Raw genomic sequence first — 25,649 nt, 5'->3', positions numbered from 1 at the left:
GTGTTGCGCGCCGACGCCGATGGCGGTGCTTCCGGCAAATTCCGCAAAATGAAGGTTGACCTCACCAAGACGCCTTTCCTTAACTGGCGCTGGAAAATCAGCAACACCTACGCCGGTGTCAACGAAAGAAGCAAGAGCGGCGACGACTATCCGGCACGAGTGTATGTGGTGGACGAGCGCGGCCCCTTCGGCCTGTCCAGCCGCGCACTGAACTATGTCTGGTCCAGCAACCAGCCCATCGGCAGCCGCTGGCCCAATGCCTTTGTTTCCCAAGCCATGCTGCAGGCGGTCGACAGCGGCAATGCCAAGGCCGGGCAGTGGGTGGTGCACAAGCGCAATGTACGCGAAGACCTGAAAACCGCCTTTGGTGAAGACTTTGACCATATCGACGCGGTGGCGCTGATGAGCGATGCCGACAACGCCGGCGGCAAAGCCAGCGCCTGGTATGGCGATATCTGGTTCTCCGCACAATGAAAAAACTGCTGCTAATCGGTGGCGGCCACAGCCACCTGTTTGTGCTGGAAGCACTGATACGCCAGCCCCGCCCCGATGTGGAAATCACGCTACTGACACGCGATGTGCTTGCCCCCTACTCAGGCATGTTGCCGGGCTTTGTCGCCGGCGCTTACACGCGCGAAGAGATTCATATCGACCTCGCCCCGCTATGTCTGGCCGCCGGTGTCAGGCTGATCCACGACACGGCCACCGCGCTGGACTTGGCAAAGCGTACGCTGTACACGGGCAAACTCGCGCTGGAGTTCGACCTGCTCTCGCTCGATATCGGCTCCAGTCCCAGGCTTAACGCCATACCCGGCGCTGCCGACTATGCCTGCGGCGTCAAGCCGATAGACGGTTTTATCCGCCGCTTGCAGCAACTGGATGCCCGGCCCGGGCCTGAACAGATCGTGGTGGCTGGCGGTGGCGCGGCAGGCGTAGAGCTTGCCCTGACACTGGCGCTCAGATATCCGGCAAAACACATCACGCTGATCAGCCGCAGCCGCCTGCTCAAGCGCCACCCTGCACGCGCCGCACATCGGGCAAAACAGGCCCTGCAAGCAGCCGGCGTGAGCTGGCGTGAAGGCGAGGCAATAAATGCAGTCAGCGCCCGTCTGCTGCAATTGGCATCGGGGCTGGCGTTGCCATTTGATAGCCTGTTCTGGGCCAGCGGCTCGTCCGCGCAAGCCTGGCCGCAGGCTGCCGGTCTGGCCTGCGATGCATCAGGCTTCGTACAGGTCGACGCGACCTTGCGCTCGACCAGTCACCCCTGCGTATTTGCCGGTGGCGATATCGCCAGCCAGACAGGCCATGTCCATGACAAGGCCGGCGTCTATGCCGTACGCCACGGCGCCATTCTCGCGCACAATCTGCTGGCGGCACTCGATGGCCAGCCCCTGTTGCGCTACACACCACAAAGCAGCTATCTGTCGCTGCTGGTCTCGGGATCCCGGCGTGCCATCGGCGTGTACAAGGGTTTCAGCTTCGCAGGTGCCTGGGTGTGGAAACTCAAAGACTATATAGACCGCGGCTTTATGCGCCGCTTCCAGCGCTGAAGGACACAATTTCGCAGATGCACGCTATGGCTGGGCAGCGCACCGGCAAGGCCACAAGCCCCCCAAGGCAAACATCCTGCACGGCCACACTCTGCAGCAATGACTCAACCATTGACCATAATCATGGACGGGTCTTTCAAGCGGTAATATCATCGACATATGACAATAGAAAACAATTGAAAATACTATGGACCGCGCGGCTGAAAATCCTCTGCCATCCCCTTACCGCCGCCGCCTGTTTGGCGTCGGCTGCGCATTAGGGCTAGGGGCTTTACTGCCGGCTTGCCGCACAACAGATCCAGCAACGCTTAAGATAAGCAGCCATATCTGGCCTGGATATGAAATGCTGTTTGTTGCACGGCACGAGGGGCTGCTGCCTGCCGATCAAATCAATCTGATCGAAGTCCCGTCAGCCAGCGATTCATTACAACTACTGGCTGCCGGCATCACCGATGCCGCCACACTGACGCTGGATGAAGTGCTGCGCGCACGCGCCACCGGTCTGGATCTGGTTGTGGTCATGGTATTCAATATTTCTGCCGGCGCAGACGTGCTGCTTACCAGAGAGGACATCCCGCATTTACATGAACTCAAAGGACAGCGCATAGGGGTGGAAAGCTCGGCCACGGGTGCGGTCATGCTGGCGGGCATCTTGCAAGCGGCAAAACTCAAACCCGAAGACGTCGATATTGTTCCGTTGCCGGTCAATGACCATGAGAATGCCTGGCGCAAAGGGCAGATCGATGCCCTGATCAGCTATCCGCCGGTCAGCACCAAGCTGCAGCGCCAGGGAGGGCATGTCGTATTTGACAGCAGTGAGCTGCCCGATACCATTTTCGATGTACTCGCCGTACGTCGCGAGGTACTGGCACAGCATGAAAATGCATTGCGTCTATTGCTGCGCGCCCATTTCGCCGTACTGGAACGCCTGAATCAGGCACAGGAAAGCGTGCTTGCCATTATGGCTTTACGCATGCATGAGCAAGCCGACGCCATTGCTGCCATTTTCTCGGCCCTCGTACTACCCGGTCCTGGCGACAATCTGCGCCTGCTAAACGGCGAGCCATCTTTACTGACCCTTGCGGCACGCCGCTTGAGCAGGCTGATGCAGGATGCGGGCTTGCTACCGGCCACAACCGGGCTGACCGAGCGGCTAAGCAACCCACGATTTTTACCGGGTGTTTCTACATGAGATATCGCGCCTTATCCTTGCGCCTGCTATTGCCGCTGGCCGTCATTATCGCTTTTATCCTGTCAGTCATACTGTCTCTGGCCTGGATGCGGCAGATCGAAACACAGAGCATCCACGAGCACGCCGATGCGCTACTTCGTAGCGAATCGGCACGCCTGTCCCGTCTGGCCGACACGTTGCAGCAGCACAATCCGGCCCAACTCGAGGCCGAAGTCATGCTCGCAGGTGCCCAAAGCGACGGCATGGAAACGGCACTGGTAAACGCCGACGGGAAAGTACGCTACGCCAGCCGCAGTGAACGCAAAGGGCAGCCGGCGGCCCTCGCATTGCCCGCCTGGGACGAGGCGGGCTTTGCCCTCGCCCGCTCCGGCGTAAAGGCACTGCTGAAGAATGATGTGCGCAATAAAAAGCTGAGCATCATGATGCCATACACCATGGCGGCCAGCCGTCATGAAATCAGCGCCCTGGAGCGCGGCGTGGTATGGATACGTTACGACTACAGCCGGAACATGACTGCCGGGCTTAGCCACGGCTTATGGCAGCGCCTGCCCGAGTGGCTGGGCATGCTGCTGTTTGCCGGCATATTGTCGTGGTGGGTGCGCGGCAATGTGGCCATTCCGCTTGCTGATCTGCTCGGTCGCAGCCGCGCCTTGCAACAAGGCCGGCTTGACCTGCCCCCGGTAGCGGAACAAGGGGTTGCCGAAATACGCGAACTGGTACAGGTTTTCAATGCAGGTCTTGCGCGTACGCGCACAGACCGCGATACCCTGCTGGCCAACCAGGCCAGCTTGCAACTGGCGCAGCAAGTATTCGATGCGGCCGCCGAGGGCATACTCGTCACCGATGCAAATAACCGCATCATTGCCGTCAACCCGGCATTCACCGACATTACCGGCTACAGCGCCAGCGATGCACTAGGCAATACCCCGACACTTTTGTCCTCGGGCCGGCACGATAAGGAATTTTTCCGGCAATTCAACCGGACGCTGAAACAAACGGGTCTGTGGCAAGGCGAGATCTGGAACAAGCGAAAAAATGGCGAGATCTATCCGCAGTGGCTGATGGTGCGCGCCATCCGTGATGAAGAAGATGCCAGTATCAATCGCTATGTCGCCTTATTCAGCGACCTGGCCTGTATCTACCGCGCCCAGGAAGACGCGCGCCGACTGGCACTTTATGACTCGCTGACCCAATTGCCCAACCGCAAACTGCTGCTGGAAAAACTGGATGAAACGCTAAGCCGCCAAGGCGGTGTGGCCGTGCTGGTACTCAATATCGACCGTTTCAACAAAATCAACGAAGCACGCGGCATGCAAGCCGGCGACAAACTGCTGTGCAGCGTTGGCGAACGTCTGGCTGCACAATTTCCTCATGCCCTGCTGGCACACTTGACCGGCGACGAGTTTGCCATTTTGCAAACCAATCTGCCGGCGTCCAGGCGGGAGGCAGCTTCGGTCATGATGCATCTGGCCAGTGATGTACAAGCCAGCGTCGCCCAGCCTATTGAGCTGGAAGGCAGCCCGGTGCAGCTAAGCATCAGCGTTGGCATTGCACTGGCCAGTGGCAGTGAAGATGCCAGCGAACTGATGCTGATGGCCCAGACCGCACTCTCACGCGCCCGCCGCCAGAATGGCGGCCATATTGCCTTTTTCGAAAGCAGCATGGGCGACATCGCACGTAAACGCTTTGATATCGAACGCGAGTTGCGACTTGCCATCACAGAAGGAGAGCTAAGGCTCTACCTGCAACATCAGGTGGACACCCAAGGGCAAGTCTGTGCACTGGAAGCGCTGGTGCGCTGGGAGCATCCGGTACGCGGCCTGGTTCCGCCCGGAGAATTCATCATGGTTGCCGAAGAAAGCGGCTTGATCATAGCGCTGGACAACTGGGTGCTCACTGCGGCCTGTCAGGCGCTGGCACAGCTCGCGGCAGCAGGCTGCTCTATTTCCATTGCAGTCAATGTCAGCCCCAAACACTTCGCCCAGGATGACTTTGTCGATACCGTACTGGCAACCCTGGAGCGTGAAGGTGCCTCGCCCAACCGGCTGTTACTGGAGATCACCGAAGGCCTGCTGCTGGACAAATTCGATGAGGCACGCGCCAAAATGGCTGCGCTAAGCGAAGCCGGCATACGCTTTTCCATCGACGACTTTGGCACCGGCTACTCCTCGCTGGCCTATCTCAAGCAACTGCCGATACACGAGCTGAAAATAGACCAGAGCTTTGTACGCAACCTGCCCGGTGACAAAAACGATGGCGCACTGGTCGATACCATTATTTCCATCGCCCGCCATCTCGGCCTGGCCATTGTTGCCGAAGGCGTCGAAACAAAAGCCCAGCAACATTTTCTGGCCGAGCGTGGCGACCTGACTCTGCAAGGCTATTTGTTTGCCCGTCCGATGCCGGCACAAGCCGTCATCGACGCCCTTATCCATATCCCGGCACAGCATGCATAACACGGCCACAAGCCGTGCATTGCCTAAGACGACTGACTCAAGAATCTATCTATCTGGAATCAAAACATGCGCAACAACCAGCCTGTTACCAATCAGGAAACACCCTTTACCGAAGGGATCATCGTCACCCGCACCCGGCTGGATGGTGTGATCGAGTATGCCAACGACCGCTTTCTGGAAATATCCGGCTTCACCCGCGACGAGCTGATCGGACAGCACCACAATATCGTGCGTCATCCGGATATGCCGCCGCTGCTGTTTGCCGATTTATGGCAGACCATACGCTCGGGCCAGCCATGGAATGGCCTGGTCAAAAACCGCTGCAAAAACGGCAACCATTACTGGGTGGATGCCTTCGTACTGCCCATGCAGGAAAAAGGCAAGACTGTCGGTTATATGTCGGTACGCTCCCCTGCCTCGCGCACACAGGTCGAGCAGGCACAGCGCGACTACCCGGCCTTGATGTCGGCCACAGCCCTGCCCCGCCCACCCCGAAAAGGCCCCAGTGAAAAGACGGTACGCCGGCTTTATGGATTATTGATGTTTGCGCTGGTAGCCGGCATGGCAGCATGGCAAGCCTCGCCACTGGCACTGGCCTTGGGCGCTTTCGCCCTGGTCGCCACACTGGCCTGGCAGGCCTATGAGCAGCGTCAGCAACAAAATATCCATGCGCTGATTGACGCCTGCCATGCCATGGCCGAAGGCCGGCTGGGCGAATCCATTGCCCGCAAGCAGTCAGGTATCGCCCAAGAGCTGGCAACGGCACTGGCCATCATGCAGGCCAGAACCAAGGTTGTGGTTGACGACATCCAGACCGCGGCCCATGCCTTGACCAGCAGCAGCGCACAACTGGAAACACGCATGCACGAGACACAAGATCGCATCGCCAACGGTAACGACAGCGTCACCAATATCAGCAGTGCGATTGAAGAGCTGTCCTCATCCATCACGCAAGTCGCAGAAAATGCCACCCAGTCCGCACAGATCAGCAAAATGACCCGCGAACGACTGGACAACAGCAGCAAGCAACTGTCCTTGCTGGAAGCACAAAGCGGCACCTTCAGCCGCGAGGTCGAAACGGCCCAGCAAACGGTGGCTTCGCTAGGAGATGCCATCGGCCAGATCAGTCTGGTCAGCAATACCATTCACGACATTGCCGAGCAGACCAATTTGCTGGCACTGAATGCGGCCATCGAAGCCGCGCGGGCTGGCGAAGCGGGCCGCGGCTTTGCCGTCGTGGCCGATGAAGTCAGAAAGCTGGCGGAACGCACCAGCCAGTCAACCGGACAGATCAACCAGCTTATCGCCCATGTCAATGAGGCGACCAGCAACGCCATCAACAAAATGAGCGATGTCACCCGTCAAAGCCAGAACAGTGCGCTAGCCCAGAAGGATGCGGCAGACGGCATTCATGCCGTCTCACGCGAGACCGAGAACGTAGACGGCAATATGCAGGACATCGCCAGTGCCAACCAGCAGCAATCGGCAGCCGCCAATCATCTGGCAAACGAAATGGCGAGTATTGCCGAGCAATTTAGCGCCTCCAACGAACATCTGGCCAGCGCGACCCGCCAGATTGGCGGTCTGTCTGTCCGTGCAGATGAGATGCGCAAGCTGGCGGAAACCTTCGAAGTCTGACACACGGCAAACCTGCCCCCACCGGCTTACGCTTTCAGACAAAGGCGTAAGCCGCCATCGACAAGCTGCCGTAACGCCACGCCTCATGCCATTTATGCGCCCGGGCCGCCTGTCCGGCCGCACCCAGTACAACAAACAGCGGTGCCAGATGCTCGCTACTGGGGTGTGCCTGACGCGCATGAGGCGCCAGCTGCTGCCAGTCCAGCAGCTCTTCGCGCCGCCCGTTTTGCAGCGCATCGTCCATCCACGCTTCAAACGCCAGTGCCCACTGTGGCGCGTGACTGCCATCCGCCTGCAAGGCAGCCAGATTGTGCACAAGCCCGCCCGAGCCCAATACCAGCACGCCTTGCGCCGGTAAACCGGACAGCGCATCACCCAGCGCCAGCAATGCTTTTGCGTCTGCCCCATAAGGCAGCGCCAGTGTCAGCACCGGCACACTGGCGTCTGGCCACATATGTTTCAGCGGCACCCATGCGCCATGATCCAGCCCGCGCATGTCATCGACAGCATAAGCGATGCCGGCCTTGTCCAGTGCGCCAGCAAGCTCGGCCACGCCCTCGTGGCTGCCGTGTGCCGGATATTGCAGCCCATACAAGGGGGCGGGAAAGCCGGAAAAATCATGGATCGTCGCCGGCTGCGCGGCGCTACCGATAACGGGTTGCCTAGCCTGCCAGTGTGCCGACACCACCAGCACCGCACGCGGTGTCGCGAAACGCGTGGGGAGCGAAGCCAGAAACTGTGCGTCGGCGCCCTCTTCCAGCACCAGCGTGGGCGCACCATGGGAAATGAACAAGGTGGGTAAACGCATGACTGAACCTCTGTAGCGGATTGTCGCGGCTTGAATCAGGCCAAGCCGCTCACAGCATTACTGCGCCTTGGGTGCTTCCAGCGCAATATCCAGTTTCACTTCGTCGGCAATACCCGGCAGATAGGTCTTCATGCCGAACTCGCTGCGCTTGAGCTGGCCGGTGGCATTCACCCCCCAGGTCTCTACCCCGCTCATAGGATTGGCCTGCTTGGAGGCAAAGCGCACCTTGAGCGTCACCGGCTTGGTCACCCCCAGCAGTGTCAGCTTGCCGTCGATAACGGAAGGTTTGCCATCCTTGAAAACCACCTTGTCCGAAACGAAACGCATGGTCGGATATTTGGCCACATCAAAAAAGTCGGCACTTTTCAGGTGCTCATCACGCTTGGCCAGATGGCTGTTAAGCGTGGCAGTCGGAATAGTCACATCCACCCTGGCCGTTTTGGCTGCCTCATCGACCAGCAAATTGCCCTTGATCTGGCTGAAAGTCCCGCTCTGCAGCGACATACCCAGATGGTTGACCTCATAACTGGCCGTGGTGTGGGTCGGGTCGATTTCATACTTGAGCGGTGCGGCATAAGCGGCGCTAACGGCAGACAAAATCAGGCTGGCAAGCAGAGTTTTTTTCATGGTGTGTTCCTTCGGGTTTATTCAGGGTTGGATCAGGGTCAGACTGAAATTGAGTTTGACAATATCGGACACGGTTTCGGTATCACGCCAGCTGCCGTCGCCGATATTGAATGCCAGACGCGACACGGGCAGCACGCCGTCGATCAGCAGCTTCTTGCCCTGCGCCTTCGCCGTAAACGGCGCGGCAATCTCGCGAGTAATGCCCTTCAGCGTCAGTTTGCCGCGCACTTCGAAACGCTCAGGCGCCAACTGTTTGAACTGGCCAGCAACAAAACGCGCCTCGGGGTAGCGTGCAACATCAAACCAGTCCGGTTTTTTCGCTTCATTCACCGCGTCAGCCGCCGGCAAGGCAATACTGGTCGTGGCAATACGGATATCGGCACGGCTGGCGGCCAGTTTGGCCGGATCAAAATTCACCTCGGCCTTGAAAGCGCGAAAGCTGCCCTTCATCGGCACGCCCATCTGGGTCAGCGTGAAATCAAGCCGGCTGGCAGCGGCATCCAGCACTTGTGCTTGCGCCCAGAGCGGCAGACAGAGCGCGAGCGCCAAAATCTGTTTTTTCATCATTACATCCTTATGGTTGACGCAGGCGCATGCGAAAGAGCAGCCCGTCGCGATCGAGATAGTGGTGCTTGAGGGCGGCCAGCACATGCAGGCAAATAAAAGCGGCCAGGGTATAGGCCAGAAGCGGATGCCAGAAGACAAGGCGCTCGGCAAGTTCAGGGTTAGCCGCAACCAGATCCGGCACAGGCACTACCGTAAACAGCACCAGCGGGATCCCCTTGGCCGAACTCATCAGCCAGCCAGTCAGCGGCACCGCCAGCATCAAGCCATACAGCGCGAGATGCCCTGCGTGGGCGGCGCCCTGTGCCAGAGGGCTCATATGGCCGGGCAAAGCCGGTGCGCCATAGCGCAGTCGCGCCGCAAGACGCATGATAACCAGCAGCAACACGGCAAATCCCGCCCACTTGTGCCAGGCCAGATAGCGGAATTTGGCTGGCGACAAGGAAAGACCCGCCACATAAACCCCGCCGGCAAAGGTCGCTACGATCAGAACCGCCATTAACCAGTGCAGCCACACTTGCAGTGGCACATACGCTTTTGCTGCCATCCCCTACCCCTCCTTGTCATATTGCGCACTGTATTGGCATTTGAGATCGCGATAAACTACCTAAAATGAAATGAATTAATGCGAAAAGAAGAACAATGGACAAACTAGAAGCGATGCGGGCGCTAGTTGCGGTAGTGGATCAGGGCAGCTTTGTCGGAGCGGCAAGCCAGTTGGAGCAAGGGAAAACCAGACTCTCGCGCCTGGTAGCCGATCTGGAAATGCAACTGGGGGTCAGGCTGATGCAGCGCACCACGCGGCGCCTGTCCCTGACCGAAGAAGGGCTACGCTATGTCGCACGCTGCCGCGAGGTTTTGCAGGCCATTGCCGAGGCGGAAGCCGAAGCGGCCAGCCATAGCCTGGAGCCGCGCGGCCTGCTGCGCATGAGCGCGCCCTTAAGCTTTGGCGCACGCTATCTGGCTCCCTTGTGGGCCGAATTTGCCGCGATCCATCCCGATATCCGGCTGGATATCGACCTGTCCGACCGCAAGATAGACCTGATTGAAGACGGTTTTGATCTGGCCATTCGTATCAGCAGCGAGCAGCCCGACTCGCAACTGATCGTGCGCCAACTCTGCAGCGCCCGCCTGATGGTGTGCGCCAGCCCCGACTATCTGGCCAGGCACCCGCCACTACAACACCCGCAAGACATCACGCAACACGCCGTAATCGATTACAGCTATGCCAGCCAGCGCCAGTTATGGGCATTGCAAAACAAAGAGGAAGTATGCAGCGTCCGCGTGGATTCGCGTCTGGTGGCGAATAATGGTGACGTTTGCCGCCAGTTTGCACTGGCGCATCTGGGACTGGTGCGCCAGCCCGGCTTTATCGTTGGGGAAGACATTGCCGCCGGACGGCTGCTTGAAGTGCTGCCGCAATGGAGTGCCGGTGAAGTGGCCATTTATGCGCTCTACCCCAGCCGAAAATATCTGCCGCTCAAGGTCAGAACCATGGTGGACTTTCTACACACCCGGCTGGATGCGGCAGCGTGGAGCGGAATGGCACGGGCGGTTTAACAAACCGGCCCGGCTTGCTGGGCAATCAAAAACCAGCTGTACATCAAGACCATTTTCACCACAATAAACTCACAAAAAAACTATAAATATCAGCGTGTTATCAATATAAAAACATCAAAAATTAGTCACTTTAAATCCGAGCATGAAATCACTTGACATAGGTCAAGCCCGACTTTTCTGACTAGTCCTAATTTTTACTTAAAGGAGCACCACAAACAGAAGGGGGATATATGAAAAGCAAACACTTACTGGCCATCACGCTACCTGTCATTCTGGCTGCTTGCGGCGGCAGCGGAGGTAGCAGTTCAACGGCGACAGCAACACAGACGGGCGTATTCAAGGACAGCGTAGTGGCAGGCGTCGCGTACAAAACGACGACACAATCCGGTTACACCAATGAAAAAGGCGAGTTCCGCTATTTGCCGGGCGAGAGCGTAAGCTTCTCCATCGGTGGCATCCAGCTGCCGAAGGCCAAAGCCGCTGCGCTGGTCACACCCTTGATGCTGGCAGGGGACGACGCACAGGCAAGTACTATCGCGATCAATATCGCACAATTGTTGCAAACGCTGGATGATGACGGCAATCCGGAAAACGGCATCACGATTTCACGCGCCCTGCTTGAGCAGCTAAAAGCAGTGAATCTGGACGTTAAGTCACCAGACTTCGACACTGCAGCGAGCACGGCATTGCCCAAACCACTGGTTACCGAAGACAAGGCCGCAGCGCATATGAATGCGGCACTGGCGACCGCAGGAATTGCTGGGTCGTGGCGGATGATACAAGGAGATACCGGCCCGCTGGTGCTGCTGACCTTCCTGCCTGATGGCACTTATGTCATGGCACAGGATGGCGACAAGGATAGCAGCGGACAATCGGGTATTGAGCGTGGCCGCTATAGCTGGAATGCCAGTACTGGCGAGCTTAAGGCTTACCCGCAGCTTGACACCAATGGTGAGTGGGGGCTTTCCCATCCGCAAGGTACATTCAATTTCACACTCAAGGATGGCGTTCTTCAAGTCAAGGACAATCAAGCTAGCCACCAATTTGAGCGTTTGACACCTTTTGCAGAGAAGCCGTTGTTTGGTAGCTGGACTGTTAAAGCCGGAAATAACGATGTGCTACTGACCTTCTACAACACCGGAAAAACAACCGGCTTCACCAAGTATCTGATGGTGGAAACGGGTAGCAATGGATGTGATCTTGTAAGCAAAGAGAAGCCCAGCGCATGTAATGGCTTTGAAATCGGCAAGTACACATGGGATAGCAACACCCTGAACTACCAAGTTCTGAAAGACCAGACCGGCTGGTGGGGTCTATCGCACGCCAGCGAAGCCACCGTGGATAAGGGTGATTATGGCAATCATGTGTCCTCGGTTGGCATTGACCAGACATTGCCACTGACGGTAAGCGGGGATAGCCTTACATTGACTGCGGCGGATGGCACGGTAGTATTCAGACGTATCAAATAATTGACGCACCCCATAAATAAAGGCGCATGCAAGTCATGCGCCTTTTTTGCGTCCCGCAAGGGCTACGATAAAAAGATCAATCAATAGACCTCGACGCGGTAGTTCAGTTCGCGTAGCGGCATCGCTTCCCATGGCCGCAAATAGCGCAGCCGCAATTGCGTGATGCCCGCCTTGTTGGCCACAAAAGACCAGGCTTCGACCCCGCCACTACCCGGCATGCTGCCATTCGCTACAAATTGTGCTTCGCCCTGCTGCGCCAGCACCGGCGCAAAACCCGTAGCCTGCCAGACATAGCCGGTAGATGGATTGGCCGGCACCGCCAACAGCAAACGCTGGCCGCGCTGCATCTGCAGCGTCAAGCCGTTATCCGCCTCCCCTATCAGTAATGCCTGCCCGGCATCTGTCGATGACGGCGCCTGGACAACTTGCGACGAAGCGCACCCACCCAGCAACACGACGCTTAATAGCAAAAAACTGATCCTGTACATGATGGCTATCCTTATCCGGCTCGGGCGACAACATAGGAGCATAGCAGAGCATTCATGCCGGCATGCCGTGGGGCAAAATTGGGCCAAAACGCAAAAAGGACCTAGTCGAAAAACGACTAGGTCCTTGTAATGCTTGGCTCCCCGAGCAGGGCTCGAACCTGCGACCTGCGGATTAACAGTGCAGGCAGGCCGTTTCGCAACCCGTTGACAAAAAAGGAAAATCAAACAAATACAAGTATTTATACGCGCAACGACTTGCAAGAATCTGCACCCTTTGCGCATAGAAAGCATAGCAGGATGGCCAATTTGGGCCAATCCCAATGCACTACTTTCCAAAAAAATTATATGCCAATAGGCCAGTTTGACGATGGGAGCGCGTCCAGATGCCGCGTTGGTCAATTCGATACTGGATACCGCCATTGGAACGATAGCAGTATCCAGCGATAGGCCTATCATCCACTCTAACCGTGGCGGCCACTACCGCTGACCTGGGTGGCTATCCCGGATACGCGATGCAAAATCCCATTGATTACCGCAAAAGCCTTGGGCTTGCGATATAACTTAGTCCAAGATTTACGCCACCCACCTGCTGGTCAAATTTGGATACTGATTGACAACATTCCGCCAGCGGAGGCTGAAGCAAACTACTACCGCAGTCTGAGAGAACAGGCCGTTCCGGCCTGACTCACACAAAGTGGCTTCCGTGAAACCCGGTACGACTCATTAGCTTCAGCACTTTTAAAAAAAGTCTCCAATCAATAGGACAAGGCATAGCCGCGCCGTACAGATCATCCATCAAGTCCTGCTCCGCCCTGCTCACGTCCACAGGAATGGAGCGAGGGCCTTGTAAAGCGGAAAATCGTATCGCCCCCAAGCGCAGCCCTTCGAGTCGCCCTTGATTCAGGAAAGAAGATGGCACCGGCAAGCCAATCAAATGACGTTGTCCCGCCTTCACTTCCTGCAGGTATTGATGAAACCTTTTTTCATTTTCAGAGCGATCAATATGCGGTCTCAGACGACGCACAAATAGAAAAATCCGCGCAATTAGGCGCTCCCCCCACGCGACTCGTACCGATCTCGTCTCAATTTGAGTCAACAAGCAATCGGCAGCAGGTATAGGCAGGATACATCCAGCTTCTACATCATGCGTCTGCCCACTGACAGCACAGACCTGACTCACATCTAAATCTCGAGCCACGTAACTGGCATCCTGCAACAATGTGTTTGTACACTTCACACCCTGCTCCAGTACACAATGAACACCAAGCACGACATTCGGGCCGACATGGCATCCACGACGAATCAGGCTACCCGCACCAATCAGCACAGGCCCCTCTAGAGTCACGCCGGACTCCAAGACCACGCCAGGCCCAACCCAGACCCGGGCCGCAACCTCACGAAAAGTTGGTGGAAGATCCTTCGCACCTATCAAGCAATAAGATTGAGCCTGCAACAATTCAGCGGGATTACGCATGGAATAACCAGTAAAGGGCTGCTTAACGCCAGGCAACGGTAATTTTCCATCAATGGCATCAGACAATTGCGCGGCGGATACCTTAGCCCATCCTGACCAACTACCATCAGCCAAGTCCCAATGGCCACTTTCGCCAGACAAAGTCTTAGAGGGTAAGGCACCTGGCACGATAAACCAGACCTGTTCTTGCAACAAAAGCGACGCAAGCCGTTGCGGCTGGATTTTGCCCCCCATGCACGAAGACCAGGTTAAGCGAATGCCCCAACGCTCGCCCTTTCCTAATAAGCCCTGCAAAGGCTCCGCGCCAAGATCAACCAACACATGAATATGCCGCACACCCTGATGCACCAAAGCAAGAATAGTGCGCTCGATTAAGCTCATACCGGCCAAAGGCAGCAACAATGAAGCAAGAACACTTTCATTCCCTTGCCATAGTGACTGCGATGCACAAAGTACAGCATCAGCAGGCTCATGTGTGATAGCGCTTAAAGGATGCGGACTGGGCGCAGGCCTCTGTACAAGACGCTGCCAGAGTACTCTCAGTAAAAAGACCGTATTACCAAGCAAGTATCGACGCCACAACCTGCCGGGCTCCATAGCCAACCGCCAGCACCATTCCAGTCCCAGCTCTCGTAACCACAAAGGAGCACGCTGAATCCGACCGCTGTAAAAATCAAACAGCCCCCCCACACCGATCGAAAGCGGTACCTCTAACGATGCGGAATATTCTGCAATCCAAGCATCCTGCAGCGGAGCCCCCATGGCCACCAGCAGAACATCCGGCTGAGTCTTTCGAATGCCCGCAATCACATCAGAACAGTCATTCGGGTCAAAATAGCCATTACGGCACCCGGCTATTTTGATTCCTGGATATTCAGCAAGCAGCCGTGTTGCGACGCCGGCAGCCACGCCTTCCTGCCCGCCAAGCAAATACAAGCTGGCACCCTTAGACTGCCAGAAGCGGCAAAGCATCGGAAATAAATCGGTGCCGTTAGTGTTTACATTCAGCTGAGTGCCCAGCAGGCGACCGGCGAGCAATACGCCACTACCATCCGGTAGCAACAAATCTGCACGGTTAAGGCAACTACGGTAGCTTTGGTCTCTGCATGCAATATTCGCGCAATGCGGATTCACAAAAGCAATATGTCGCTGAATACCGTCTTTCCACCAATGCGACAGGTTGCGCAAGGTGTCCTCATGATCAATGTTATCTAGCCACAGGCCAAGTAAGGGCCAGCGTTCGTCAGTGCGTACAGACCTATCCCCTCCCAGCAAGGTGGCCCAAGCAAAACGCAACAGTAGTGCGGCATCAAAGCACCAGCCCCGCCGACTCGCATCAATCCGATCCAGAGCCGGCTCATCACTAAGCATGCCTAATCGCTGATGTAGACGTGCGCTCGATACAAGCCCAATGACAGAACCAGATCGGGGCCCAATCCAGTGAAGCTGCCCTGACCGTAGCGCCCGGCAGCACTGCCATGCCTGCCGACATAAGCCCAGTTTTGTCAGCGGTAGTAGCGCCAGCCATAGAATGGCCGCAACGCTATGCCCTACCCAACCGCGGAATAGCTCAGAACGAGATTGCATGATCACGCCTCCAGCTCAGTACGCGCCCCGCCCGTTTAGTACGGCGGAAAACGTATTCAACAAAATCAGCAAATCAAGGCGAATAGAGCGTTCACGGATATATTTCAGATCCAGCGCCAACTGGTGCTCAAAAGAGAGTTCTGAGCGGCCGCATACTTGTGACAATCCGGTCAGACCCGGTATGGCCTCCAAGCGCTGGCGTGCATCCAGATCGTAAAGCTGCACTTCACCGGGTAACGCGGGGCGAGGGCCAACCAACGTCATATCACCATTCCACACACACCAAAGTTGCGGAATTTCATCAAGGCTGAAGCGCCGCATAAACTTTCCAATCAGCGTGACACGGGGGTCATCGCGCTGTTTGAAAGTGCGAGCGTCTGCATGCTGATTAATCAAGCTGTCTTGTAAAGCTTCGGCATTGACAACCATGCTGCGAAATTTTGGAAATCGAAACGTATGCCCCCGATAGCCAACCCGTTGCTGCCAATACAGCACAGGCCCACCATCCGTCATTCGGATCGCAATGGCGAGAACCAGCCACAGTGGCCAGCACAACACCCCCCCCATTAATACGGCAGAATAGTCCCAGGTACGCCGGATGATGTACCCCAAGTTTTCACGCAGAAAAATTCGTTTCCGCAGCCATTTGACGTACATGCGCCTGCGCCAGGCCTGACTTAAGTGGCGTTCTAACCGGCGTAGTTCGACAAGGTCAACTTGAGTATTCACAGTATTCCTCTGCAGGTCTGGTGTATGCTGATTGAATCAAAGCAGAATCAACAGAAAAACTGTGACAGCCTTGTGAATTTACATGGACACCTTTACTGATCTTCCACGCATCCTCATCGTCGACGACATCGCAGACAGCCGTACACGGCTGGCAACGCTAGTGTCCACATTGGGCTATGGGGTAATAGAGGCCAGTGGCGGGCAAGAGGCACTCATATGCATGGACATGTTTTCGCCGGATATTGTGCTGCTTGATCTGCTGATGCCCGGCATCGATGGATTTACCGTATGCCGCAGGATCAAACAACAAAATCATGGGCGCTGGGTACCCATTGTTGTTCTCTCAGGACTGGACGGGGAAGAGCATTTATTGGAAGCCCTGCAGGCCCAAGCCGATGACTTTCTACACAAACCGGTCAATCCGGCAATCTTGGCCAGCAAGCTCAGTAATCTGGGGCGGGCGCTCACACTGCAGGGACAACTCAATACCCTACTCGCACGCTCACAAGCGATTAGCCTCAATAGTTTTGACGCGATTTTGCTGGTGGATCCCAATTTTCGTATTGTTGAAGCTAATCCGGCGGCTACTGTCATGTTCGGGCAAACGGAAAAACAATTGATTGATCTGCCGCTAAACATTTTACTGCCAAAATTAAACACTTCTTGTCGTCCTGAACAACAGCAAAACCTGCAACGAATTAATGTGATTCGTCCCGACGGGAGCCTCGTGCCGGCAGAGGCAGGCCTCAGCCAATTTAGCCAGAATGGAGAGAACTACCTCATTGTCACCTTACGTGACATCAGCGAACGAGACCGCGCCGACCAACTAAAGCAACAGTTTATTGCCACGCTCAGCCATGAATTACGAACACCGCTGACATCCATCATTGGTGCACTGAAAATGTGGCAAGTCGGCATGACACCGCAAAATAGCAATCCGCAGCAAATAATGCTGATCGAGATGGCAGACCGTAATGCCGGACGCCTATTAGGCATGGTGAACGAACTACTGGATCTCAACCGCAGCCTCGCTGGAAAGCTGCAACTACACTGCACACCAGAACCATTGGGCGACCTATTAGATGAAGTCATCAACAATCATCTGGGCTATGCACAAAAGCATGCAACAGTACTCGAACTTATATGTCCTACACCATTTCGCAAGCTAATTTTAAAGACAGACCGGTGCCGCTTCATGCAAATCATGGCAAACCTGATCTCTAATGCTTGCAAGTTTTCCCCTGCGGGAGGAGCTGTCACCGTCCGCACGACGCTGACTACCCATCAGTGTGCCATCCAGGTGTGCGATCAAGGCCCTGGCATTCCGGCTGAGTTCATGCCTCAGCTATTCGAACCCTTCGCCCAGGCTGACAGCTGCGACAGCAGGCGCCAAGGTGGTAGCGGCCTCGGGCTGGCGATCACACTCAGGCTGGTTGAAGCATTAAATGGGCAAATAGACGTGCAAAGTAGCAGTCAGGGCAGCACGTTCACCGTCACTTTTCCCTTGGAGGTGGTCACATGAAACGACTGCAACATATCGTCATCATTGAAGATGATCCTGACATCCGTAATTTGTTAACGCTAAGCCTGACAACACTGGGCGGCTTCGAAGTTTCAAGTTATGCACTTGCCACTTTGGCACTGGATGAGCTACCGCATGTACCACTTCCACAAATGATACTACTGGACATGATGATGCCAGGCATGAGTGGCACGGATGCCATTCCACACCTGCGCAAACTGCAGGGAGGCAATCCGCTCTGTATTGTCATGCTCACAGCCAAAGCAGCTCCCGAAGAGTTGGCACCGTTACTTGACGCGGGCGCAAATTTTGTTGCAAGCAAACCCTTTGATCCCGTACTGCTTCCGGAGCTATTACTTCATTTTTGGAATGATTTTCATGCTGCCGTTTAACGAACACATGTTCAATGCAGGACTGGAACGCCTACGCAAAAGGTTTTTGGCCGAACTTCCCCTGCGATTAGAAAATATTCAACAGGCACTAGATGCATCCTACCCCTCCTCAAGCAAGCTGACAGACGAGTTGCACCGTCTCGCAGGTGCAGCAGGATCGCTTGGTTTTACGGAGCTGGGTGACGCTGCACGCAAGCTAGAACGACAGCTACAAAGTGCACATCCGGATCAGATCAGCCTTCTCGAACTTCAAGCACTGGCTATACGCTCATCAACACAGGAGATTGTCGCCAACTGAATACCTCGAACAAATTACAAGCGTAAATCGCAATCGCATTGATTGTATTCACAAGTCCCCTTTATTTAGTGCCTATCCCCTTCTCGGCTGGCGTTGCCCTTCTCGGACAATTCTTGTCGCGTACATGCAGGTTTCACAGTTCCTACACACTTTTTCATCTGGCACGGGCATAAATACAGTAACACCCACCCAGTAGGAGGATCCCATGGGTCTTATAACCTGCACCAAACAGTCCGGCATGATGGTGATCAGCTTTAACACTGGCAGTCTGGATGCCAGTAATGCAGATGCCTTTCGCAAGCAGATCCGTCCGACGCTGGAAACTTCGCCCATAGTGGCCATCGACATGTCTGCCTTACAGTTTGTTGACAGTTCAGGACTGGGGGCTCTGCTGTCCTGTCTGCGTTTTTGCACAGGGCAAAGCGGTCACTTCGCAATCTATGGCCTACAGCGACCTGTCGCCGCACTCTTCGAGCTAATGCGCATGCATCGGGTATTCGGTGTTTTCAATAATCTCGAAGAAATCAGGAGGACGCTGCCGTGAAAGCCCTCATCCTGGCGGCAGGGAAAGGCACTCGGCTCATGCCGCTTAGTCGCGACATTCCAAAACCGATGCTCCCCATCCTTGACCGCCCACTACTTGAATGCCTGATTGAGCATCTAGCGCATCACGGTTTCGATCAGATCGTCATTAATACGAGCTATCTATCCAGAGAGATAGAGGGATATTTCCGTAGTGGTCGTCGTTTCGGCGTCGAGCTGGCCTTCAGCTACGAGGGGTTCGAATGCGATGGGGAGCTCGTCGACACGCCACTTGGCTCCGCCGGCACGCTGCGCGCGATTCAGCAGCACGCCGGTTTTTTCGACGATACTTTCGTAGTGCTATGCGGAGACGCGCTGATCGATATCGATCTGGGCGCGCTGGTTGCCGAGCATCATCGCCTCGGTGCGCTGGCAACACTGGCGCTTAAACGAGTGCCCGAGCACAAACGCTCGCAGTACGGTGTTGTCCAACTGGATGATACCGGCCGCATCTGTTCTTTCCAGGAAAAACCAAGACCAGGCGAGTCGATCAGTGATCTCGTCAACACAGGCATCTACGTTTTTGAACCTGAACTGCTACAACACATCCCGGCCGATACGCCTTATGACCTTGGCCAGCATGTATTTCCACAACTAGCCCGCGAAGGGCAAGCGATATTCGGCGTTGAATTACCCTTTGACTGGATCGATATCGGTCAGATCAGTGACTACTTTTCCGTGCAGATGCGCGCCTTGCAAGGCACGCTGCCCGCCGTATCACGACCCGGTCGAGCCATCGCCCACGACGTACTGGCCGGCGCCAATTGCCGTATCAATCCGCGACGTTGCCAGATTTCCGGGCCAGTCATCCTTGCCGACAATGTCACCGTCGAGGATGGCGCGACCCTGATCGGCCCGCTTTGGCTAGGCCGTGGCAGTATTGTAGAGCGCGGTGCGCACCTGGAACGCAGTCTGGTCTTCGATTACACCCGTGTCGGTGCGCAAGCGAGACTGTTTGAACAACTGGCCTCTGGGCGCTGGTGCGCGCACGCGGACGGGCTGACCGTAGACCCGGTCGCAAGCAATATTCCGTGGGTACTCGCAGACAGCCGCATGCCGCGCACGAAGATAGCGCATAAGGAGCAAGGCTTCCTCCAGGAAGTTGACACACTGCTCACATCGTTATCACACCCTCATTTGGATATGCAGCCCTCTTTTGGACCCCATCCATGAGTGCGGCAGCAGCCGGCATCGGCATCAAGCCGCTAGTCAGTCTCAGGCGCCATGCCAGGCTGGCAGTTGCGGTCTTTGTTGCCATCCTGCTGCTGGGTCTACCTCTGATCTGGACTCAGGGACAAGCCACGTACGAAAGCGAGGCCATGATCCAAGTCGCGCCGCATTATATGAAGACGCTAAAAGATGATGATGAACTGGACTTTCAATCAAACTCGCAATACCGCCAGTTCGTGCAGCAACAAGCTTCTACCTTGCTGCGCGAAGATATTTTACGCGATGCCATCCGCTACGTAACCAAGCTCCCTTCCGCTCAGCGCTGGCAGCGCTCAGGAGAGACTGAACGCCAGAGCATCCGTCGCCTGCGCACAAACCTCAGCGTCCTGCCAGTGCCGGATACCTATCTGTTGCGGGTCTCGCTTGCAGGAGCAGACCCTCAACCGCTGGCGCCAATCGTCAACGCAGTGACGCGTCTCTACCTTGAAAGGGCGCGGGACGAACAGCTTTTTGGAATGGATGAGCGCTCGATACAGTTACAGCAACGGCAGCGTCAGCTGCGGATCGCTATCGACGAACAGTCTGAGCTGCGCAACAGAATTGCCGGCGAGTTAGGGGTGGCGACTTTCTCTGAAGCAGGCGGAAATCCGTACGACAAGGCAATCGAACGGCTACGCGAGGCACTCGCCGATGCACGAATTAAACATTTTGACGCGGTGTCACGCGAGCAGTCCTTCTTAAAGCACGGAGAAACCGACCTTGCTGTCCGTTCAATCATGGAAAGCGTCGCCGTCGATCCGGGGTTAAACAGCCTCAAAGCGAGCCTAAACGTCCGTCGAGCACAACTGATCACGGCCATGTCAGGGCTCACCCCCCAACATCCTGGCTATCAGCAATACCAGCAAGAGCTGGCAGAAATCGACCAGGAGCTGGATAGCCGGACAACCAAATTGACGCAAAGTGTGCGAGGCAATTTGGAAAGCCGCTTTGCCACCGCGACAGGACAAAGCAAAGCGCTGGAGGAGGATATCCAGACCGAACTGGCCAAACAGGAGGCTTCCCGCAGTCGCTATGCCAGCCTATTCAAGGAAGCTCAACAGCGCAGTGCCGAAATTGCCCTGTTACGCAAAGAGCTAGACGCGATCGGAGAACGGCTGAATTTTTTCGCGTCCGAAACTGGCTCACTGGGATTCGTCCGACTTGTCACCAGCGCCCAACTGCCGGATCTGCCGCAAGGAGCCGGCAAGAAAAAGCTGCTGATTATACTCATCCTCGCAGCACTGGCTGCGAGCATAGTCGTGCCAGTAGCGTACGATCTGCTCGACCGCCGCATTCACGCTCCAAATGATGTCGCTAGCAGCTTCGGCTTCGCCCCGCTGGGCTGGCTGGTGAACGCGGACTGCGAAGATAGTCACAGTTTTCGCCATGACCAGTTGCGCAGGCTAGCCAGTGCTCTCGTGCGCGAACAGGACCGCAGCGGACTACGCATTTTCGGCGTTTGCGCGCTGCAACCCGGCGGCGGGGCATCGACGCTGACCCGTGACCTGCAGGCGGCTCTCTGCGATATGGGACTGCCAGCGCTGGCTGTGGACGCCAACCCATTCAATCCTAACGCGCGTTTTGACTGCGAGACGGAACTAGATCTCGCCAACTTTCAACTACCGGTTCCAGACACTGCAGCTGTGCGCTTAGCCGCCAGCAACCGCCACTTGAACTCGATCGACTACCTCGGCGAAGCACTGCAGCAATTGGCTATTCAGTACCGTTTTGTGCTGGTCGACGTGCCGCCGCTGCTGGCTAGCGGTGATGCTGAGCTGACGCTACGTGCCACCCCTGGTGTACTTGCCGTCGTCGAAGCCGAAGTACAGAATCGCGGCGAGGTCGGACGGGCGGCCAAGCTGCTACAAGGCGTCAACCCTGACTCGATTGGTATCGTGGTCAACCGGGTTCGTCCACTGGATGGTGGCGGCTATGTACGGGAGCTTATGACTGAATTTCTCACTGCCCGCCGAACATCTCCACACTCTTTACCACACGAAGTGTGGCTGACGGCCAGACATCTGATCCATGCAGCCCGCACGCTGCTGCACGAACTTGCGACCAACCGGCCATGGCGTAGAGGTGCTGAATGAAACTGACCGACCTTGTCGAACGCATCTACGTGATCAATCTGCCAGAACGCACCGACCGTCGGCGACAGCTCGGCGCAGAGCTAAGACGGCACGGACTGAACTGGTGTGCGGGGCAAATCATCTGCTGGCCGGCGCAGCGTCCAGTCGATGCCCAAGGCTTCCCAACCCCCGGTACGCGCGGCTGCTTCCTAAGCCATCTTGCTGCACTAGAGGATGCCAGTGAGCTGAACAGCGGCTACGTCCTAGTCCTTGAAGACGATGCTGCTTTGCTCCCTACTCTGCCCGCAGCGCTGGAAGAGCTAGCGCTCGTATTGGCCAATGAGCGGCCAGAGCTGCTCTATCTCGGACACTGCCGGCAAGAAGGTGTTGCCCACCCCCTAGGGCCGTCCTTCCAGCCTTGCCTGAATGCGATCGAAGGTGCACATGCTTACTTGGTCGACGTCCAGTTGCTGCCAGCACTATTGGCCTATCTGCGCGACTGTCTGACGCGTCCGCCCGGCCACCCTGACGGTGGCTGCCTGCACTATGACGCAGCACTCACTTTGTTTCGCCGTCGTACTCCCAACTGCAAGACCTGGATAGCGACCCCAGCACTGATTGAACAGCGCTACTCCCGCAGCGATATCCAGCCCAGCTGGTGGTACGACCGCTGGCCTATCTTCAGAACGCTGGTCGCCAGCCTACGCAAAATCAAACAGATCCGGCGGCATGCGTGTCCTTAAGTCGGAATAGTCGTGCAGGAGGAAGCTGCAAGCCGTCCCCATCCAAGCTTTCACACTCAGGACACGTTTGACACGGTCAGACAGGCTGTAATGAAAGCGGTCGCAGCCAAGGAGATGACATGTTTGCAGGACTACGCCAAGCCGCTGTAGAGACAATGGCAGCACGCCTTTTGTACCTGCTCAGCCGACTCGCATTACCGCCGCTGGTACTCTCTCATGTTGGGCTGGCTGAATATGGCCTGTGGTCGATAGCCTTTGTACTGGTCAGCTACCTTGGCTTAACGGCATCCGGCATTGCGACCGTCTACGTGCGCGAAATTGCCCGCGCCCGGGACCGAGATGATGTAGCTTGCGCCAGCCGTATTCTCAGCACAGGCGTATTGTTGACGCTGCTGCTAGGCGGCATTTTTTGTGCGGGACTCGCGCTAAGCCTGCCTTGGGTACTGGCAAAATTCCAGCTGAACCCGGCACTACGCACCCTCGCCACCCAGCTAGTATTTACCTGCTGCCTGATTTTCCTCGCCGACCTGACCCTAGGCGCTTGGGGTTATGTGTTGCACGCGCTCAAACAGGTACAAGAGCAACAACGCATCTGGGTCGTCAGCTTCCTGCTCGAATGGTTGGCCATTGCACTGTTACTGCACGCGGGGTTCGGCATGCAGGCGCTCGTATGGGCTTTTGCACTGCGCTACGCCTGCTCCATTACTCTGTCCTGGTGGCGCGTGCGCCGCACTTGGCCAGCCTTGCAACTGTCCTTGCGCCATGTCTCTCCTGATTGTTTACGTCTGTACTCCAAACTCGGGCTGGGCAGCCAGCTAAGCGATAGCTGGGCGACATTGCTACATGCTGGCGATCGCCTGCTTGCCGGGTTTGCGTTCGGAGCGTCTGCCAGTGCCCTACTCGATCTTGGCAACAAGCTGCCATCGACCGCCACCTCGATCAGCTCAGGCATAAGTCATGCCATGCTGCCGCATGCGGCCACAGCCAGTACGGATGCCGCACTGACACTTTATCGCAGCGGATTACGCCTTAACGTGCTGGTCTTGCTGCCGGTGATGCCACTATTGGTCGCCATTGCACCGGCACTGCTCACCGTCTGGCTCGGGCCTCGCTCGGAACTGACCATCCTTGCCGGCTGCCTGCTCTGGATGACGCCAGCTTGGCACCTTCACACGCTGACCGGTGCGGCTTCCAGTACGCTGCGTGGGCAAGGACGGCTCCGCACAGAGTTCATTTATCATGCACTACGCAGTGTCGGGCTGCTTGCGGCTTACCTGATGGCAACCACCTTGCCCCAGTTTATCGCACTGACGGCAGTGGGGCTTAGTAGCAGCGCTGTGCTCTATCTCGCGCTCGCCAATCGTTGCCTAGGTGCACCGGCTACTTTGCTGGGAGAGACACTGTACCCGCTCTTCGGTGCCTATCTTGCAGCCTATCTGGTCACCTCACTTTTGCCGTGGCAATTCGAAAGCCGCGGCGATGCTTGGTATGCCCTCTTGTTAGGCTGTGGGTTGTACGGTACATCACTATGCCTGTGGCTGTACAAGGTGGTACTTACACAGGCAGAAGCAGCGTTTATACGCCTCCAAGTCGGGCGCGTAACCGCAAAGGTGACACGTCATGCCTGAACGCCTCCTACACCTCTGTTTACACCTCATTCTGGGCTTGTCGCTATCTGCATGTGCTGGCAGCCCTGTGCTGATTCCGCAACATGTCGGGACATTTCAGGGGGCACAAAAATCGGAGCAGATCGATTACGCCACCCCGCAACTCCTCGCTGAACTGGACAGCGGCGCAGACCAAGTCTACCGGCTGGCCGAAGGCGACCAACTACAAGTGACGGTCTGGAACCGACCAGAGCTCTCCGGCAAGCAAACGCTGGGGCCAGATGGGCAACTGAGCCTGCCCGTGGCAGGCACGCTGAAACTGGCAGGAGAAACCAGGGAGAGTGCAGCGGCGCTGGTTCATACGACCCTGGCCGGCTTTTACAAACACCCGGCGGTATATATCGGCGTCGAGCAATATGCGGGCAACCGTGTCACTGTGCTTGGCCGGGTACAAAACCCCGGGGTACAACAGTTCGACCGGCCTCCAAGCCTGCTGGAAACGCTGGCACGCGCGGGAGCCCTGCCCGTAATCGACAAACAGGCAACCCTGACCCGGGTCGCGGTATTTCGCGGACGCGATCGCATCATCTGGATCGACTTAAAGAAACTGCTGAACCGGGGAATGCTCGTCAATAACATTCGCCTAAAAGCAAACGATCTCGTCTATATCCCCGATTCGTTCGATACTCTCGTCTACGTATTGGGTGCAGTTCATAAGCCGGGAGCCTACCGTCTGACCCCGGATATGTCGCTACTTGATGCGCTATCGCAAGCCGGTGGGCCAAATGATGACTCGGCCCCCGAAAAGATCGCAATCTACCGCCCTAGCAAGCAGGCAGCCTCTGCGGCCCCCTTAGAAATGCTATTGACACGAAAAGAGATGGTAAACTATGCATTAGAAGAGGGAGATGTCGTTTTTGTCCCCAAGAACAACATCGCCGAAGCGGGTTACGTAATCAGACAACTGATTCCGGGTCTATCCATCCTGACCTTGGGTTTGAGCGCAAACTGAAGGGGAACACCATGTATGGCATCGTCAACCAAGCCATAGAAGAAATGGTCTGCGCCCAGTCCGGCGATCA

Annotated in this window: 23 protein-coding genes; 16 read left to right on the top strand and 7 right to left on the bottom strand. The window is 56.4% G+C overall.

Translation table 11 applies throughout. The annotated features are described in order from the left end of the window. From EGI20_RS08170 to EGI20_RS08150, 5 genes are all read left to right on the top strand, one after another. Positions 1-474 (top strand): DUF3047 domain-containing protein (locus tag EGI20_RS08170; protein ID WP_498631061.1); only part of this gene is annotated, 474 nt, incomplete at its 5' end. After that, on the top strand, positions 471-1,550 hold the full coding sequence (locus tag EGI20_RS08165) for an FAD-dependent oxidoreductase (protein WP_498631060.1): 1,080 nt from the start codon (positions 471-473) through the stop codon (positions 1,548-1,550). The genes EGI20_RS08170 and EGI20_RS08165, both read left to right, overlap by 4 nt. Before the next feature lie 187 nt (positions 1,551-1,737). Next, the gene (locus tag EGI20_RS08160) at positions 1,738-2,742 is read left to right on the top strand and encodes an ABC transporter substrate-binding protein (RefSeq protein WP_498631059.1); all 1,005 of its coding nucleotides are present in this window, start codon (positions 1,738-1,740) and stop codon (positions 2,740-2,742) included. Further along, complete coding sequence (locus EGI20_RS08155) at positions 2,739-5,198, top strand: putative bifunctional diguanylate cyclase/phosphodiesterase (protein ID WP_498631058.1); 2,460 nt, start codon at positions 2,739-2,741, stop codon at positions 5,196-5,198. The genes EGI20_RS08160 and EGI20_RS08155 overlap by 4 nt, the downstream gene beginning before the upstream one ends. Positions 5,199-5,264: 66 nt before the next feature. Further along, positions 5,265-6,836 (top strand): methyl-accepting chemotaxis protein, encoded by a 1,572-nt coding sequence (locus EGI20_RS08150; RefSeq protein WP_498631057.1) that lies wholly within the window; start codon positions 5,265-5,267, stop codon positions 6,834-6,836. Between the two features lie 34 nt (positions 6,837-6,870). On the opposite strand, the gene EGI20_RS08145 is transcribed toward EGI20_RS08150, so the two are convergent. From EGI20_RS08145 to EGI20_RS08130, 4 genes are read right to left on the bottom strand one after another with little or no spacing between them, the layout of a single operon-like run. After that, a complete protein-coding gene (locus EGI20_RS08145) occupies positions 6,871-7,644 on the bottom strand; it encodes a DODA-type extradiol aromatic ring-opening family dioxygenase (RefSeq protein WP_498631056.1) in 774 nt (257 codons plus the stop codon). Positions 7,645-7,701: 57 nt separating this feature from the next. After that, entirely contained in the window at positions 7,702-8,271 is a 570-nt protein-coding gene (locus EGI20_RS08140) for a YceI family protein (protein WP_498631055.1), read from the bottom strand. A 21-nt stretch (positions 8,272-8,292) separates the two neighbouring features. Next, the gene (locus tag EGI20_RS08135) at positions 8,293-8,835 is read right to left on the bottom strand and encodes a YceI family protein (protein ID WP_498631054.1); all 543 of its coding nucleotides are present in this window, start codon (positions 8,833-8,835) and stop codon (positions 8,293-8,295) included. Positions 8,836-8,845: 10 nt separating this feature from the next. Then, entirely contained in the window at positions 8,846-9,382 is a 537-nt protein-coding gene (locus EGI20_RS08130; RefSeq protein ID WP_498631053.1) for a cytochrome b, read from the bottom strand. Positions 9,383-9,477: 95 nt separating this feature from the next. Between EGI20_RS08130 and EGI20_RS08125 the strand changes: the two genes are divergently transcribed. Further along, positions 9,478-10,395 (top strand): LysR family transcriptional regulator, encoded by a 918-nt coding sequence (locus EGI20_RS08125; protein WP_498631052.1) that lies wholly within the window; start codon positions 9,478-9,480, stop codon positions 10,393-10,395. Between the two features lie 230 nt (positions 10,396-10,625). Beyond that, positions 10,626-11,864 (top strand): hypothetical protein, encoded by a 1,239-nt coding sequence (locus EGI20_RS08120; protein WP_498631051.1) that lies wholly within the window; start codon positions 10,626-10,628, stop codon positions 11,862-11,864. Positions 11,865-11,944: 80 nt separating this feature from the next. Here EGI20_RS08120 and EGI20_RS08115 read toward each other — a convergent pair whose 3' ends face one another. The 3 genes from EGI20_RS08115 to EGI20_RS08105 all read right to left on the bottom strand — a co-directional run bounded on the left by EGI20_RS08115 (position 11,945) and on the right by EGI20_RS08105 (position 16,142). Next, the gene (locus EGI20_RS08115; RefSeq protein ID WP_498631050.1) at positions 11,945-12,352 is read right to left on the bottom strand and encodes a protease inhibitor I42 family protein; all 408 of its coding nucleotides are present in this window, start codon (positions 12,350-12,352) and stop codon (positions 11,945-11,947) included. Positions 12,353-13,037: 685 nt separating this feature from the next. Continuing rightward, positions 13,038-15,197 (bottom strand): WecB/TagA/CpsF family glycosyltransferase, encoded by a 2,160-nt coding sequence (locus tag EGI20_RS08110; protein ID WP_498631049.1) that lies wholly within the window; start codon positions 15,195-15,197, stop codon positions 13,038-13,040. Between the two features lie 231 nt (positions 15,198-15,428). Beyond that, positions 15,429-16,142: a sugar transferase gene (locus tag EGI20_RS08105; protein WP_498631048.1), complete on the bottom strand. Its 714-nt coding sequence runs from the start codon at positions 16,140-16,142 to the stop codon at positions 15,429-15,431. Positions 16,143-16,224: 82 nt separating this feature from the next. On the opposite strand from EGI20_RS08105, the gene EGI20_RS08100 reads away from it, so the two are divergent. The 9 genes from EGI20_RS08100 to EGI20_RS08060 all read left to right on the top strand — a co-directional run bounded on the left by EGI20_RS08100 (position 16,225) and on the right by EGI20_RS08060 (position 25,579). Continuing rightward, entirely contained in the window at positions 16,225-17,664 is a 1,440-nt protein-coding gene (locus EGI20_RS08100; RefSeq protein ID WP_498631047.1) for an ATP-binding response regulator, read from the top strand. After that, complete coding sequence (locus tag EGI20_RS08095; protein WP_498631046.1) at positions 17,661-18,056, top strand: response regulator transcription factor; 396 nt, start codon at positions 17,661-17,663, stop codon at positions 18,054-18,056. The genes EGI20_RS08100 and EGI20_RS08095 overlap by 4 nt, the downstream gene beginning before the upstream one ends. Further along, on the top strand, positions 18,043-18,354 hold the full coding sequence (locus EGI20_RS08090; protein WP_498631045.1) for an Hpt domain-containing protein: 312 nt from the start codon (positions 18,043-18,045) through the stop codon (positions 18,352-18,354). The genes EGI20_RS08095 and EGI20_RS08090 overlap by 14 nt, the downstream gene beginning before the upstream one ends. A 205-nt stretch (positions 18,355-18,559) precedes the next feature. Then, complete coding sequence (locus EGI20_RS08085; protein ID WP_498631044.1) at positions 18,560-18,898, top strand: STAS domain-containing protein; 339 nt, start codon at positions 18,560-18,562, stop codon at positions 18,896-18,898. Beyond that, positions 18,895-20,109 carry a nucleotidyltransferase family protein gene (locus EGI20_RS08080; RefSeq protein WP_498631043.1) on the top strand — a complete coding sequence of 405 codons (1,215 nt, stop codon included), beginning with the start codon at positions 18,895-18,897 and terminating at the stop codon, positions 20,107-20,109. Before EGI20_RS08085 ends, EGI20_RS08080 begins: the two co-directional genes overlap by 4 nt. Beyond that, the gene (locus EGI20_RS08075) at positions 20,106-22,238 is read left to right on the top strand and encodes a GumC family protein (RefSeq protein WP_498631042.1); all 2,133 of its coding nucleotides are present in this window, start codon (positions 20,106-20,108) and stop codon (positions 22,236-22,238) included. Before EGI20_RS08080 ends, EGI20_RS08075 begins: the two co-directional genes overlap by 4 nt. Beyond that, a complete protein-coding gene (locus tag EGI20_RS08070) occupies positions 22,235-22,960 on the top strand; it encodes a glycosyltransferase family 25 protein (RefSeq protein WP_498631041.1) in 726 nt (241 codons plus the stop codon). Before EGI20_RS08075 ends, EGI20_RS08070 begins: the two co-directional genes overlap by 4 nt. 155 nt (positions 22,961-23,115) lie before the next feature. Beyond that, complete coding sequence (locus EGI20_RS08065) at positions 23,116-24,588, top strand: MATE family efflux transporter (RefSeq protein WP_498631040.1); 1,473 nt, start codon at positions 23,116-23,118, stop codon at positions 24,586-24,588. Next, positions 24,581-25,579, top strand: a complete 999-nt coding sequence (locus EGI20_RS08060; RefSeq protein ID WP_498631039.1) for an SLBB domain-containing protein — start codon at positions 24,581-24,583, stop codon at positions 25,577-25,579. The genes EGI20_RS08065 and EGI20_RS08060 overlap by 8 nt, the downstream gene beginning before the upstream one ends. The last annotated feature ends 70 nt before the right edge of the window (positions 25,580-25,649 follow it).

Source organism: Aquitalea sp. S1-19, from assembly GCF_024343515.1.
This window is presented reverse-complemented; position numbering and strand designations above follow the sequence as displayed.

Coding starts and splice junctions, on each gene's coding strand:
- EGI20_RS08060 (WP_498631039.1), top strand. CDS start 24,581: ATGCCTGAACGCCTCCTACACCTCTGTTTACACCTCATTCTGGGCTTG.
- EGI20_RS08155 (WP_498631058.1), top strand. CDS start 2,739: ATGAGATATCGCGCCTTATCCTTGCGCCTGCTATTGCCGCTGGCCGTC.
- EGI20_RS08100 (WP_498631047.1), top strand. CDS start 16,225: ATGGACACCTTTACTGATCTTCCACGCATCCTCATCGTCGACGACATC.
- EGI20_RS08140 (WP_498631055.1), bottom strand. CDS start 8,271: ATGAAAAAAACTCTGCTTGCCAGCCTGATTTTGTCTGCCGTTAGCGCC.
- EGI20_RS08095 (WP_498631046.1), top strand. CDS start 17,661: ATGAAACGACTGCAACATATCGTCATCATTGAAGATGATCCTGACATC.
- EGI20_RS08070 (WP_498631041.1), top strand. CDS start 22,235: ATGAAACTGACCGACCTTGTCGAACGCATCTACGTGATCAATCTGCCA.
- EGI20_RS08120 (WP_498631051.1), top strand. CDS start 10,626: ATGAAAAGCAAACACTTACTGGCCATCACGCTACCTGTCATTCTGGCT.
- EGI20_RS08115 (WP_498631050.1), bottom strand. CDS start 12,352: ATGTACAGGATCAGTTTTTTGCTATTAAGCGTCGTGTTGCTGGGTGGG.
- EGI20_RS08150 (WP_498631057.1), top strand. CDS start 5,265: ATGCGCAACAACCAGCCTGTTACCAATCAGGAAACACCCTTTACCGAA.
- EGI20_RS08125 (WP_498631052.1), top strand. CDS start 9,478: ATGGACAAACTAGAAGCGATGCGGGCGCTAGTTGCGGTAGTGGATCAG.
- EGI20_RS08130 (WP_498631053.1), bottom strand. CDS start 9,382: ATGGCAGCAAAAGCGTATGTGCCACTGCAAGTGTGGCTGCACTGGTTA.
- EGI20_RS08085 (WP_498631044.1), top strand. CDS start 18,560: ATGGGTCTTATAACCTGCACCAAACAGTCCGGCATGATGGTGATCAGC.
- EGI20_RS08145 (WP_498631056.1), bottom strand. CDS start 7,644: ATGCGTTTACCCACCTTGTTCATTTCCCATGGTGCGCCCACGCTGGTG.
- EGI20_RS08075 (WP_498631042.1), top strand. CDS start 20,106: ATGAGTGCGGCAGCAGCCGGCATCGGCATCAAGCCGCTAGTCAGTCTC.
- EGI20_RS08090 (WP_498631045.1), top strand. CDS start 18,043: ATGCTGCCGTTTAACGAACACATGTTCAATGCAGGACTGGAACGCCTA.
- EGI20_RS08165 (WP_498631060.1), top strand. CDS start 471: ATGAAAAAACTGCTGCTAATCGGTGGCGGCCACAGCCACCTGTTTGTG.
- EGI20_RS08160 (WP_498631059.1), top strand. CDS start 1,738: ATGGACCGCGCGGCTGAAAATCCTCTGCCATCCCCTTACCGCCGCCGC.
- EGI20_RS08135 (WP_498631054.1), bottom strand. CDS start 8,835: ATGAAAAAACAGATTTTGGCGCTCGCGCTCTGTCTGCCGCTCTGGGCG.
- EGI20_RS08065 (WP_498631040.1), top strand. CDS start 23,116: ATGGCAGCACGCCTTTTGTACCTGCTCAGCCGACTCGCATTACCGCCG.
- EGI20_RS08110 (WP_498631049.1), bottom strand. CDS start 15,197: ATGCTTAGTGATGAGCCGGCTCTGGATCGGATTGATGCGAGTCGGCGG.